11 protein-coding genes are annotated in these 12,580 nt (G+C 64.0%); all 11 read right to left on the bottom strand.

Annotated features, from left to right (window positions below; translation table 11 throughout):
• Positions 1-326: 326 nt before the first annotated feature.
• Complete coding sequence (gene dnaG / locus JL37_RS01435; protein WP_043541474.1) at positions 327-2,390, bottom strand: DNA primase; 2,064 nt, start codon at positions 2,388-2,390, stop codon at positions 327-329.
• 19 nt (positions 2,391-2,409) lie between these two features.
• Positions 2,410-2,622 carry a 30S ribosomal protein S21 gene (rpsU, locus tag JL37_RS01430; RefSeq protein ID WP_006218592.1) on the bottom strand — a complete coding sequence of 71 codons (213 nt, stop codon included), beginning with the start codon at positions 2,620-2,622 and terminating at the stop codon, positions 2,410-2,412.
• Between the two features lie 318 nt (positions 2,623-2,940).
• Positions 2,941-3,483, bottom strand: coding sequence for a phosphoribosyltransferase (locus tag JL37_RS01425; protein WP_043541473.1), 543 nt, complete (start codon positions 3,481-3,483; stop codon positions 2,941-2,943).
• 84 nt (positions 3,484-3,567) lie between these two features.
• Entirely contained in the window at positions 3,568-4,863 is a 1,296-nt protein-coding gene (locus tag JL37_RS01420; protein WP_043541472.1) for an adenylosuccinate synthase, read from the bottom strand.
• Positions 4,864-4,939: 76 nt separating this feature from the next.
• Positions 4,940-6,097: an ATP phosphoribosyltransferase regulatory subunit gene (locus JL37_RS01415; protein WP_043541471.1), complete on the bottom strand. Its 1,158-nt coding sequence runs from the start codon at positions 6,095-6,097 to the stop codon at positions 4,940-4,942.
• A gap of 260 nt (positions 6,098-6,357) precedes the next feature.
• The gene (gene hflC / locus JL37_RS01410; RefSeq protein ID WP_043541469.1) at positions 6,358-7,260 is read right to left on the bottom strand and encodes a protease modulator HflC; all 903 of its coding nucleotides are present in this window, start codon (positions 7,258-7,260) and stop codon (positions 6,358-6,360) included.
• 18 nt (positions 7,261-7,278) lie between these two features.
• Positions 7,279-8,580, bottom strand: coding sequence for an FtsH protease activity modulator HflK (hflK, locus tag JL37_RS01405; RefSeq protein WP_043541468.1), 1,302 nt, complete (start codon positions 8,578-8,580; stop codon positions 7,279-7,281).
• Positions 8,546-9,652, bottom strand: coding sequence for a GTPase HflX (gene hflX / locus JL37_RS01400; protein WP_043541532.1), 1,107 nt, complete (start codon positions 9,650-9,652; stop codon positions 8,546-8,548). The genes hflK and hflX overlap by 35 nt, the downstream gene beginning before the upstream one ends.
• An 84-nt stretch (positions 9,653-9,736) precedes the next feature.
• Complete coding sequence (gene hfq, locus JL37_RS01395; protein ID WP_006218585.1) at positions 9,737-9,973, bottom strand: RNA chaperone Hfq; 237 nt, start codon at positions 9,971-9,973, stop codon at positions 9,737-9,739.
• Positions 9,974-10,128: 155 nt separating this feature from the next.
• On the bottom strand, positions 10,129-11,202 hold the full coding sequence (hisC, locus tag JL37_RS01390) for a histidinol-phosphate transaminase (RefSeq protein ID WP_043541467.1): 1,074 nt from the start codon (positions 11,200-11,202) through the stop codon (positions 10,129-10,131).
• A 3-nt stretch (positions 11,203-11,205) separates the two neighbouring features.
• The gene (gene der / locus JL37_RS01385; RefSeq protein WP_043541466.1) at positions 11,206-12,558 is read right to left on the bottom strand and encodes a ribosome biogenesis GTPase Der; all 1,353 of its coding nucleotides are present in this window, start codon (positions 12,556-12,558) and stop codon (positions 11,206-11,208) included.
• Positions 12,559-12,580 lie beyond the last annotated feature (22 nt).

Here is a 12,580-nt window from a genome sequence, read left to right as displayed (position 1 = left end):
CACTGCTCGGTCGCCGCGCCAAACCCTTACATCGATTAGATTCCGGCTGCCGGAATAGATTCCGCCGGCCGGATGCATTCGTACTGCCAACTTGTCCGCCATGTTCTTGCGGCCCCAGGATTGCCACCAAATTCAGAACGAATCCAGCATCAATCAACTGCAAGCACCACAATCCATAGGCTCACAACTCATAGGCTTGCCGGTATCGGATATCGGATTCAAAATCCGAACTCTACCCCGCGCCCACTACCCCACTACCGCCCCGCGGGAATCAATTGCCAAGGGAAAACCCTCCGCCCCGCGGAAAACCCTTGATTTTAGCGCATTTAGCGTATCCCAGCACCTTTGAGCACGTTCATTCGGCTGGAAAGCTCCAAATAGCGCTTGCGCCCCTCTTCGGTCGCCAAGCCGCCGGCGGCCAGCTTGGCCATCTCGGTCCTGGCGGCGTCGAATTCGATGCGGCGCAGCGCGTCGTCCCACTCGGTCTGCGGATCCGGCAGATCCTCCTGGGACAGGATGTCGGCCCTCAGGCCCTTCAGCACGGTCGCCAGGTCCGAATCGGGATCCGCCGCTTCCAGCAAGGCGCCCACATGGCGCGCGCCGCTGGATTGCGCCAGCATGATCAAGTCCCTTACAAGACCTAGATGGGGTCCGTGGTCGATGACTTCAAGCTGCTGGTCTCCCATGGAGTCCACCAGTTCGGGGTGCGCAAGAAGGAGGCCCAACAGGCGCTTGGCCAGCGACGGCATGGTACGGCGGCCTTCGAATCCGCCGACGTCGTCGTCGCGCCGCCCCTTCCAGCCGCCCTTGCCGCCTTTCCAATCTCCCTTGCCCTTCCAGTCGCCTTTGCCTTTCCAGTCGCCCTTGCCCTTCCATTGCTGGCGGCCCGGCTGCGCGGCGCCGGCACTTCCGGAGTCGCCGTCCTGCGACGGGAAATGGCCATACTCCGGGTACTCGGACTCCTCGGCGGGTATGTCGTGGAAATCGTGCCCGCCGAAGTCATAGCCCATGTCGGGCGGGCCCGCATCCTGGCCCGGCCCATGGCTGGCGGCCGGGGCCCCTTCGCCCGGCCGCGAGGCAGGCGCAAAGGGCTTGGCCGGCTGCTGCGCAAGCACCTGGGCCATTTCCTCGGGCGTCAGCTGCACGAGCTTGGCCATTTCGCGTTCGATCTGCACGCGCAGCGCGCACTCCGGAATGGAGGCCAGCAGCGGCTTGGCTTCGTGCAGGCAGCTTGCCCGCCCTTCCGCCTCGTCCATGTTGTGCCGCGACGCCAGCTCGTCCAGCAGGAAGCGCGACAACGCCACCGCATCGCCCAGACAGGCGCGGAAAGCTTCCGCTCCCAGTTCGCGCACGTACGAATCGGGATCGTGTTCCGACGGCAGGAAGAGGAAACGGATCGCGATGTCGTCGCGCAGCACGGGCAAACAAGCCTGCAGCGCGCGCCAGGCGGCGCGCCGCCCCGCTCCGTCGCCGTCGAAGCTGAATATCACCTTGTCGCTGGCGCGCAGGAGCTTCTTCACGTGATCCGGCGTGGTGGCGGTCCCCAGTGTGGCCACCGCGTTCGCGATGCCCTGCTGCGCCAGGCCGACGACGTCCATGTAGCCTTCGACCACGATCACTTGGCCTTCCTGGCGGATGGCCTGGCGCGCCTCCCACAGCCCATAGAGCTCATGGCCCTTCGAGAAAAGCGGGGTTTCCGGCGAATTGAGGTACTTGGGCTCGCCCTTGCCGATGATGCGGCCGCCGAAGCCGATCAGGCTGCCCCGCGCATTGCGGATCGGGAACATGATGCGTTCCCGGAACCGGTCGTAGCGGCGGCCGTCCTCGGATTCGATGACCAGGCCCGATTCCACAAGAACCGGATCCTCATAGCTGGGAAAGACGTGCGACAGGCCATGGCGGTCCGTGCCGGACCAGCCCAGGCCGAAATGCGCCGCGATCTCGCCGGTCAGGCCGCGCTGCTTCAGGTAGCGGATCGCCGCGGGCGACGCCCGCAACTGCTTCAGGTAATGCGCCTGGGCGGCATCCAGCACCTGCGTATGGCGGGACTCCTCGGCCTTCCGGCGCGCGGACTCCTGCTGCTGGCGTGGACTGCGGTTTTCTTCGGGGACCGTCATTCCCACCGAGGCTGCGAGCGTGCGCACGGCCTCGGGGAAACTGGTGCCCGTGTGTTCCATCAGAAAGGTGATGGCGCTGCCGTGCGCTCCACAGCCAAAGCAGTGATAGAACTGCTTGGTGGGGCTGACAGTGAACGAGGGGCTTTTTTCGTTATGAAAAGGACATAGGCCAAGCAAGTTGGCCCCGCCCTTTCTCAACTGCACGTATCGCCCGACTATGTCGACGACGTCGACTCGGGCGAGCAAATCCTGGATGAATGATTCTGGAATCAATAGATTCGGGAATCAAAGATCAATACAGGCGCGGGGGCAGTTGTTGGCTACGGATGCGCTTGTAGTGACGCTTCACAGCGGCGGCGTGCTTGCGCTTGCGCTCAGCCGTGGGCTTCTCATAGAACTCGCGCGAACGCAGCTCGGTGAGCAAACCGGTCTTTTCGATGGTGCGCTTGAAGCGACGCAGAGCGGCTTCAAACGGTTCGTTTTCCTTCAGTCGAACGATAGGCATAAAGTGATTGGCCTGCTTGTAGGGTAACAAAAGTTGATGACAAACCTGGCTTGCTTACCAGCAACGCTGCACGGATCCAGACACACGAAGACGGCCCTCGATGACATGAAAATCATACCAACAGAGGCCCGTATCGCGAATAGGGAACCGGATTCCAGCTGGCCGTTTCCGTTACCCAAAGACTACCCAAAGAGTAACAAGCCAAGTTCGGTTTAGCGATAACCAGTGATTCTAGCACGGCAGCGGCCATTTTGACTACTGGGGGGACAGTCTGGCGCCAAAGGCCGCCAGGCGCCCCACCCCGCCGGGCCACCGGATTCAGCCCTGGGAACCCTTGCGGATCCAGGCTTCCAGCTGGTGCGGACGCAGGCTGTCGTAATCTTCGAAAGGCTGGTGAATCCAGGGGTTCGTGGGCAGCTTGTCGACGTAATAGTCGGGCGTCGCCTGGGAATGCCCCTTCCACCACAGCACGGCGCTGCGCAGCTCGGTGATGTCGGTGAATTGGCTCTTGAGGTGGTCGTAGACCTTGCTGAAGGTCTTGCCGGTATCGACCATGTCGTCCACCAGCAACACACGCCCGGACAGGGTGCCGCGCGTAATGGTGATGAACTGGGCGATATCCATGTCGCCCTGCTTGGTGCCGGCTGCCTCGCGGTAGCTGCTGGTGGCCAGAATGCCCAAGGGTACGTCAAAAATCCGGGACATAACATCGCCGACGCGCATGCCGCCGCGCGCCAGGCAAAGAATCTTGTCGAACTTCCAACCCGATTGATGCACCTGCAAGGACAGGCGCTCGATCAAGCGGTTGTAGTCGTCCCACGTCACCCACAGATGGCTGTCATCATTGGTCGGCGTGCTCATAGGCAAGCATCTCCTGCTTAATAAATACGAAAAGGCCGCCGCCGGTATGAGACCGGCGGCGGCCTTGCGAATAATAACCCGATGTCAGCCCTTCAGGGGATGACGCAGCACAATGGTTTCGTTGCGGTCGGGGCCGGTCGACACGAGGTCGATGGGCACGCCGCAGACTTCAGCCACGCGCTCCAGGTAGCGACGGGCCGCCTGGGGCAGCTTGTCGTACTCGGTGATGCCGACCGTGGATTCGCTCCAGCCGGGCAGCTCTTCCAGCACCGGCTGCGCCTGCGCCACGGCGTGCGCGCCATAGGGCAGCACGTCGCGGAACTCGCCATTCACGCGGTAGCCGACGCCCAGCTGGATGGTTTCCAGGCCGTCAAGCACGTCCAGCTTGGTAATGCACAGGCCGGTGATGCCGTTCAGGCGGACCGAGCGCTTCAGCGCGGCGCCGTCGAACCAGCCGCAGCGGCGCGGACGGCCGGTGACCGAACCGAATTCCTTGCCGATGGTCGCCAGGCGGGTGCCGATCTCGTCGACCAGTTCCGTGGGGAACGGGCCGGAGCCGACGCGCGTCGTGTAGGCCTTGGTGATGCCCAGGACATAGTCGAGCTGCTGCGGACCGACGCCAGCGCCGGCCGAAGCCGCGCCCGCGACGCAGTTGCTGCTGGTGACGAACGGATAGGTGCCGTGGTCGACGTCCAGCAAAGCGCCCTGCGCGCCTTCGAACAACAGGCGCTGGCCGGCCTGCTGCATGGCGAACAGATTGCTCGACACGTCCTTGACCATCGGGGCAATGGCGGGAGCCAGCGCCATGGCCTGGTCGCGCACTTCATTGGCGGAAACCGCCTCGGCGCCCAGGTACTTGGTCAGCACGAAGTTGTGGTAATCCAGCACTTCGGCGAGCTTCTCGTCGAACAGCTGGGGATTGAACAGGTCCTGCACGCGCAGCGCGCGGCGGGCGACCTTGTCTTCGTAGGCGGGGCCGATGCCGCGGCCGGTCGTGCCGATCTTGCCGTCGCCCTTGCGCGCTTCGCGCGCCTTGTCGATGGCGACGTGGTACGGCAGGATCAGCGGGCAGATTTCGGAAATCTGCAGGCGCGAACGGACGTCCAGGCCGGCCGCCTCAAGCTCTTCGATTTCCTTGAGCAGGGCTTCCGGGGACAGCACGACGCCATTGCCGATGAAGCAGGTGACGCCGGGGTGCATGATGCCCGACGGGATCAGGCGAAGAATCGTCTTCTTGCCATTGATCCACAGCGTATGGCCGGCATTGTGACCGCCTTGGAAGCGGACCACGCCCTGGACGGATTCCGCCAGCCAGTCGACGATCTTGCCCTTGCCCTCGTCACCCCACTGGGTGCCGATTACGACTACGTTCTTGCTCATGTTACGAATCAATATCGAGTTTCTCGGGAAATCCGGAAATCTCCCCGCGGCCCCCTCGTTTCCGAGAGGGAGTTAGTCACAGCGTTCTGACCGTCCAGGCGCCGTCTTCCAGCGCCAGCTCGCGATCGCAAACGAATTCGTCCTGATCCTGCTCGTGGCCGGGCAATACCTGAACGACAATTTCCCCCGACCGGCGCAGGCGGCGAACCGCCTCGGTCAAGGCGGGGGCTTGCCCCCAGGGCGCGCGAACCGCACGCGCCCGTTCCGCCGGCGCCAGACCCGCCGCCAGCTTGCGTAAATCCAGGCTGAAGCCCGTGGCGGGACGCGCCCGGCCGAAGGCCCGGCTGACGTCGTCGTAGCGCCCGCCGCTGACCAGCGCGTCGCGCCAGCCTTCAGCGTACAGCGCGAACTTCACGCCGGAATGGTAGCCATAGCCGCCGACATCCGCGAGGTCGACACCGAACGACACGCTGGGCATCGCATCCACCACGGCCTGCAACGCATCCAGCGCGGCTGCCACGCCGGGCAGCAAGGGCAGATCGCGACGGGCTTCCTGCAACACTTCGGGGCCGCCGTACAGATTGGGCAGCAGCTTCAGGGCCTGCAGCGTTTCGGCACGCATGCCGGGCGCGCGGGCCGACAGCTCGACCAGGCCGGGAACGTCCTTCTCGCGCATCAGGAGAATGACTTCTTCCGACAACGCGGCCAGGGCGGAGTCCGACTCCAGGATGGCGCGGAGCACGCCGGGATGGCAGAGATCCAGCCTCGGGTTGCGCACGCCGGCGATCGCCACCGTTTCCAGCACGAGCTGAATGATTTCCAGGTCGGCTTCGGATCCGGCATGGCCGTAGATCTCGGCGCCGATCTGCAGCAGCTCGCGGCTGGACAGCAGGTCCGCCGGGCGGGCGTGCAGCACGTTGCCGCAATAGCACAGGCGGGTGACCCCCGCGCGGTTCAGCAAGTGCGCGTCGATGCGCGTGACTTGAGGAGTCATGTCCGCGCGCACGCCCAGCGTGCGGCCGGACAGCTGGTCGACCAGCTTGCACGTACGCAGATCCAGATCGCTGCCGGTACCGGACAGCAACGAATCGATGTATTCGACCAGGGGCGGCGCGACCAGCTCGAAGCCGTACGTGCGGTACAGATCGAGAAGTTCGCGGCGCAATTCCTCGATGCGCCGGGCCTCTGCCGGAAGTACGTCGGCAAGGCTCTCGGGCAGCAACCAGTTACCCATGAATGTTTACCTGAATAACGCCAAGTGATGCGTGGGCGTCGCCCAAACGAAAAGCGGCTGAGGGGCGTAAGCCCGCTCAGCCGCTGCGGAATGTTTTCTAGCTTACGCGGTATTGTACATGGTTCAGCGGCGAGCGCCAGCCGGAGTACCCCCCCCTACCAAACCGTCCCCATTACCCGCGCAAGCGCGCCCACCTGCCGGAAAGTGAAAAGCCCCTTGGAAAACCAAGGGGCTTCGCTTACCGCGTTACCGATACCGCCTTACTTGGCCGGCACGGTGACCGGAGCCAAGGCGGCGCCAGCCGGATCCTTCATGAACTGGAAGAAGCTGGAGCTGGGGTCGACCACCAGCACGTCGCCCGGCTTCGAGAACGAAGCGCGATAGGCTTCCAGGCTCTTGTAGTACGTGTAGAACTGCGGGTTCTTGCCGTAGGCCTGCGCGTAGATCGATGCCGCGGCGGCATCGCCCTCGCCCATGATGCCCTGGGCCTTGGCGTAGGCCTGGGCCACGATCACTTCGCGCTGGCGATCGGCTTCGGCGCGGATCTTCTCGCCTTCGGCGGCGCCGATGGAACGCAGCTCGTTGGCGACGCGGGTGCGCTCGGCCTCCATGCGGCGATACACCGATTCCGAGATTTCCGGCGCGAATTCGATGCGGCGCAAGCGCACGTCGACGATCTGCACGCCCAGGGGCTCGGCGCGCTTGGCCACATTGGCCAGGATCTCGGACATGATCTTGTCGCGTTCGGTCGACACCACGTCGCGCACCGTGCGCACGTTGACCGATGCGTTCAGCGCGTCGCGGATCAGCGCCTGCAGGCGCTCTTGCGCCACGCGCTCGTTGCCGCCCGTGGAGACGTAGTATTGCCGGGGATCCGCGATACGCCACTTCACGTAGGAATCGATCAGCAGGTTCTTCTTTTCGGAAGTCTGGATGCGCTCGGCTTCGTTGGTTTCGATGGTCAGAATGCGCTTGTCGAGCGTCACGACATTCTGGAACGGCGGCGGGGCCTTGAAATACAGGCCGGGTTCGCTGATGGTCTTGCGCACTTCACCCAGCGAGAACACGAGGGCGTAGTCGCGCTCGCGCACGACGAAGACGCAGGAAGAAAGGGCGGCCAGCACGATGAGCAGGCCGACCAGGACAGGCATGAGACGTTGCATGATCAGGACTCCTCCGGGTTAGCGCGACGTACGGTCGCGGGGCAGCGTGTTGCTACTGCTGCTGCCGGAAGATTGGGTCACCGGCGCGGCGCCGCCGCGCAGCGGGGGCTGGACGGGCGGGCTGGACAAACCGGACGAACCGGCATTGCCGGCGCTGGACTTGCTGGCGTCCTGGGCAGCCAGATGCATGATCTTGTCCAAGGGCAGGTACAACATATTGTTGTTGCTCTTGGTGTCGACCATGACCTTGCTGGCGCGCGTGAAGATCTCCTGCATGCTTTCGAGATACATGCGCTGGCGCATGACCGCCGGCGCCTTCTCGTACTCGCCGAGAATGCTGGTGAAGCGCGACGTATTACCCTGGGCATCGCCCACGACCTTGGCCTTGTAGCCTTCGGCCTGCTCCAGCATCCGGGATGCCTGGCCGCTGGCCAGCGGCACGACCTGGTTGGCGTAGGCCTGGCCTTCGTTGATCTGGCGCTCGCGGTCCTGGCCTGCCTTGACGGCATCGTCAAACGCCGCCTGCACCTGCTCGGGCGGCTGCACGTTCTGGATGGCGACGGTGCTGATCTGCACGCCGCTCTGGTACCGGTCCAGGATCTGCTGCATCAGCGCCTGCACTTGCGACGCCACGGTGGTACGGCCTTCGTACAGCACGAAGTCCATCGATTGCTTGCCCACGACTTCGCGCATGGCCGTTTCGGAGGCCTGGCGGACGGACTCATCCGGATCGCGGGTCTTGAACAGGTAGTCGGGCGCGCCATCGGCGCGCAGGCGATACTGGACGACGAACTGCATGTCGACGATGTTCTCGTCCGTGGTGAGCATCAGCGCTTCAGGCAGGACCTTGTTGCGCGCGCCGCCCCGGAAGCCGACCTCGAACGTACGCAGCTGCGACACGTTGACCATCTCGTGGCTCTGGATCGGGTAAGGCAGGCGCCACTGGAAGCCGGCTTGGGACGTGCTTTTGTATTTGCCGAACTGGGTCACGACCGCGACCTGGCCTTCCTGCACGATGTAGAAGCCGCTGGCCAGCCAGATGCCGGCCGCGACCAGGGCGACGACGCCCAGGCCGATGCGCGCACCGCGCGGCGAAGGCGGCGTCATGCCGCCCCGGTTGCCGGGGCGGTTGTTGCCGCCCCCGCCCTTGCGGCCGAACAGGGATCCGATGCGATTGTTGAAATCGCGCCAGACCTCGTCCAGGTCGGGAGGACCGTCTCCATTGCCTTGCGGCCGCTTCGGCGGCGGCTCGGAGCCATTGTTGTTCCCACGACCCCAGCCGGGGTCATTCAGATTGAAGAGTTTGATAATTCGCGGCATTGTTTCCCACAATCTGTCCGGTCTCCGCAATTGCCCCGCGCAACGCGTCCAAGCCGGCGCGCTCGGTGGCGCTTACAAATACTCGCGCAATCGTACCATGTGCATCGCGCTCCACCCGGGGTTCCAATCCTGCCCGGTCTATCTTGTTGTATACAAGAATGGTTGGAACCGAGGCTGCGCCGATTTCGGCCAGCACCTTGTTGACCTCGAAAATCTGCTCGTCCCGCTGCGGGCTGGCGGCGTCGACCACATGCAGCAGCAGATCGGCATGCACGGTCTCTTCCAGGGTGGCGCGGAACGCCGCGATCAGGCCGTGGGGCAAGTCGCGGATAAAACCCACCGTATCGGATATCACCACCGACCCGGCGCCTTCGATCCAGATGCGACGCGTCGTCGTATCCAGGGTGGCGAAAAGCTGGTCCGCGGCATAGGCGTCGGCGCGCGTCAGCGCGTTGAACAAGGTGGACTTGCCCGCGTTGGTGTAGCCCACCAGCGATACGGAAAGCGCGCCGCCCCGGGCGCGCGCCCGGCGCTGCGTTACCCGCTGGCGCTCGACCTTGTCCAGCCGCTCGCGCAGCACCTTGACCTTGGCGCCGATCATGCGCCGGTCCATTTCGAGCTGGGATTCGCCCGGCCCCCGCATGCCGATACCGCCGCGCTGACGCTCCAGGTGGGACCACAGGCGGGTCAGGCGCGTGGCCAGATGCTGCAACTGGGCCAGCTCGACCTGTAGTTTGCCCTCGTGGCTCTTGGCGCGCAGGGCGAAGATGTCCAGGATGAGCGCGACGCGATCCACCACGCGCAAATTGAAAGCGCGTTCCAGGTTGCGCTGCTGGGCGGGCGACAAAGGCTGGTCGAACAGGACGATATCGGCCAGCAGCGCCTGGGCCATGGCCACGCCCTCGTCGGCCTTGCCCGAGCCGATGAAGAATTTCGCGTCGGGGCGGTCGCGCCGCGCGGTCAGGGTGCCGACGATCTCGGCGCCAGCGCCCTTGGCCAGCATGGCGAATTCCTCGGCATGGGCCGCGAAGTCTGGGTCACCCAGATCCACGCTGATGATCAAAGCGCGCATACATGCACCATATCGGAGCCAAAGCGAAAATGCCCGCCGACGTCAGCCGTCCGGCGGGCAAAAAAGGATAAAGCTGGAGCGAGATTACTCAGCAGGGACTTCCACCTGAAAATTCACGGCGCGCGCGGGAACGACGGTGGAAATGGCGTGCTTGTAAACCATTTGCGTGACCGTATTGCGCAGCAGCACCACGTACTGGTCGAAGGATTCGATTTGCCCTTGAAGCTTGATACCGTTCACCAGGTAGATCGACACGGGGACATGGTCCTTGCGCAGCGTGTTCAGGAACGGATCTTGCAGAGTTTGCCCTTTATTGCTCATTGGCCAGGCTCCATTTGTTTGTTATTGAATGATGGCGTACTTGTGTACTGGTGGGGTACGCCGAAACATGTACTCTACAGGGTTTTCCCGGCCCGTGCTACTTGACCGGGATGCAAAAGTGACACCAGAGTTTTCCGGCTGAAAACCCCTGGCCGTCACGCTTGCAGGACCTCCGCAAGCGCCGTCAACAACAGCTCGCACTGTGCGTCGGTGCCCACGGTAATGCGCAGAAACTGATCGATGCGCGCTTGGCGGAAATGGCGCACGATGATGCTGCGTTCGCGCAAGGCGGCGGCCAGGTCCGAGGCGTCCTTCGAAGGATGCCGCGCGAACACGAAATTCGCGGAAGAAGGCAGCACCTCGAAGCCCAGCGCCTGCAGGCCCGCCGTCATCCGCGACCGGGTTTCGATCACGGCCTGGCGAGTCTTCTCAAAGTACTCCGTATCTTCCAGCGCCGCTACCGCGCCGGCGGATGCCAGGCGGTCGATGGGATATGAGTTGAAACTGTTCTTTACGCGCTCCAGCCCTTCGATGAGCGCGGCGCTTCCCACCGCAAAACCGACCCGCAGGCCGGCCAGCGAGCGCGACTTGGACAGGGTCTGCACCACCAGCAGATTGTCGTAGCGGGAGACCAGCGGAATGACGGACTCTCCGCCAAAATCCACATAGGCCTCGTCCACCACGACGACGGCGTCGGGATTGCCCGCCAAGATGCGTTCGATCTCGGCGGCATCCAGCGCCCGTCCGGTGGGAGCATTGGGATTGGGGAAGATGATCGCGCCTGCCTGCCCATTGGGGCCGGGCAGGTAATCCTCGACGTCGATACGGAAATCGGACGTCAGCGGCACCGTTTCGTATTCGATTCCGTACAGGCCGCAATAGACCGGATAGAAGCTGTAGGTGATGTCCGGGAAACGCAGCGGACGCTCATGCTTCAGCAACGCCAGGAAAACGTGCGCCAGCACCTCGTCGGAGCCATTGCCCACGAACACCTGCGCGGGCTGCACGCCGGCCGTTTCGGCGATGGCCTGCCGCAGGCGGTCGGAGGAAGGGTCCGGATAGAGCTTGAGCGCGTCATCGCAGGCCGCGCGGATCGCATCGAGCACCTTCGGCGACGGGCCGTAGGGATGCTCGTTGGTATTCAGCTTGACCAGATTCTGAAGTTTGGGCTGCTCGCCCGGGACATACGGACTGAGCGTCCCGACGACGGGACTCCAGAAGCGGCTCATGGATCAGCTTTCCTGCGTATAGGGGTTGTGCGAGGACTTGAATTCGATGCGCAATGGCGTGCCGGCCAGGTCGAACGCGTTGCGGAAGCGCGTTTCCAGGTAACGGCGGTACGAATCCGGAACGGCGTCCAGCGCGTTGCCATGGATGATGACCAGCGGGGGATTCTGCCCGCCCTGGTGCGCATAGCGCATCTTCGGACGGAAAATGCCCTTGCGCGGAGGCGGCTGCTGCTCGACGGCCGCCTGCAATTCGCGCGTCAGCTTGGGCGTGGACAGCTTAGCGAAGGCCGCGGCATGCGCCGCGTTGATGGATTTCAGCAAGGGCTTCACGCCCTGCCCGCGCAGCGCCGAAATGGTGTGCATGCGGGCGAACGACAGGAAGCGCAGCTTGCGCTGGAATTCGCGCTCGATGCGCTCCTTGGCCTCGCCATCCAGGCCGTCCCACTTGTTGATGGCCACGACCACGGCGCGCCCGGTTTCCAGCACGAAACCAGCGATATGGGCGTCCTGCTCGGAGATCTCGGTCTGGGCGTCCAGCATCAGCAGCACGACGTTGCTGGCCTCGATGGCCTGCAACGTCTTGATGACGGAGAATTTCTCGACCGCCTCGAACACCTTGCCGCGCTTGCGCAGGCCGGCGGTGTCGATCAGCGTATAGCGGCGGCCGTCGCGTTCGAAATCGATCTCGATGGCGTCGCGTGTGGTGCCGGGCATGTCGAACGCGATCACGCGCTCTTCGCCCATCAGGGTATTGATGAGCGTGGACTTGCCCACGTTGGGGCGCCCGACGATAGCCAGCTTGATGCGGTGATCGTGCTCGCCCTCTTCTTCCGCTTCCTCTTCGGCAGGCGGGCCGGCCAGGTCGTTGAGGGCCAGCTCGATCAGGTCCACGATGCCGTCGCCGTGCGCCGCCGAGATGGGATAGGGCTGCCCCAGGCCCAGCTCGTGGAATTCGGAAATCGCGGCGCCGGCGCCCATGCCTTCCGCCTTGTTCACGGCGAGCAGCACACGCTGCTGGCCGGACTTGCGCAGCAGCTTGGCGATCTCGTGGTCGTGGGCGTTGATGCCCGCACGCGCGTCCACCAGGAACACCACCACATCGGCCTCGGCGATGGCCTGCCGGGTCTGGCGAGCCATCTCCAGCAGGATGCCGTCCTTGGCGACGGGCTCGAAACCACCGGTATCGATGACGATGAAGGGGGTCTCGCCCACCCTGCCCTCGCCATAGTGGCGATCGCGGGTGAGGCCGGAATAATCGGCCACCAGCGCGGCGCGCGATCGCGTCAGGCGGTTGAAAAGGGTCGACTTTCCCACATTGGGGCGACCGACCAGGGCGACGACAGGCTTGAAAGACACGGTGTAAGGCTTTTCTATAGGA

Source organism: Achromobacter sp. RTa, from assembly GCF_000757485.1.
Taxonomy (GTDB): Bacteria; Pseudomonadota; Gammaproteobacteria; order Burkholderiales; family Burkholderiaceae_B; genus Achromobacter.
This window is presented reverse-complemented; position numbering and strand designations above follow the sequence as displayed.

What these genes read in the sequence shown, in the direction of transcription:
- rpsU (WP_006218592.1), bottom strand. Translation starts at nt 2,622, where the DNA reads ATGCCTATCGTTCGACTGAAGGAAAACGAACCGTTTGAAGCCGCTCTG.
- JL37_RS01425 (WP_043541473.1), bottom strand. Translation starts at nt 3,483, where the DNA reads ATGAGCACGCCGACCAATGATGACAGCCATCTGTGGGTGACGTGGGAC.
- JL37_RS01420 (WP_043541472.1), bottom strand. Translation starts at nt 4,863, where the DNA reads ATGAGCAAGAACGTAGTCGTAATCGGCACCCAGTGGGGTGACGAGGGC.
- JL37_RS01415 (WP_043541471.1), bottom strand. Translation starts at nt 6,097, where the DNA reads ATGGGTAACTGGTTGCTGCCCGAGAGCCTTGCCGACGTACTTCCGGCA.
- hflC (WP_043541469.1), bottom strand. Translation starts at nt 7,260, where the DNA reads ATGCAACGTCTCATGCCTGTCCTGGTCGGCCTGCTCATCGTGCTGGCC.
- hflK (WP_043541468.1), bottom strand. Translation starts at nt 8,580, where the DNA reads ATGCCGCGAATTATCAAACTCTTCAATCTGAATGACCCCGGCTGGGGT.
- hflX (WP_043541532.1), bottom strand. Translation starts at nt 9,652, where the DNA reads ATGCGCGCTTTGATCATCAGCGTGGATCTGGGTGACCCAGACTTCGCG.
- hfq (WP_006218585.1), bottom strand. Translation starts at nt 9,973, where the DNA reads ATGAGCAATAAAGGGCAAACTCTGCAAGATCCGTTCCTGAACACGCTG.
- hisC (WP_043541467.1), bottom strand. Translation starts at nt 11,202, where the DNA reads ATGAGCCGCTTCTGGAGTCCCGTCGTCGGGACGCTCAGTCCGTATGTC.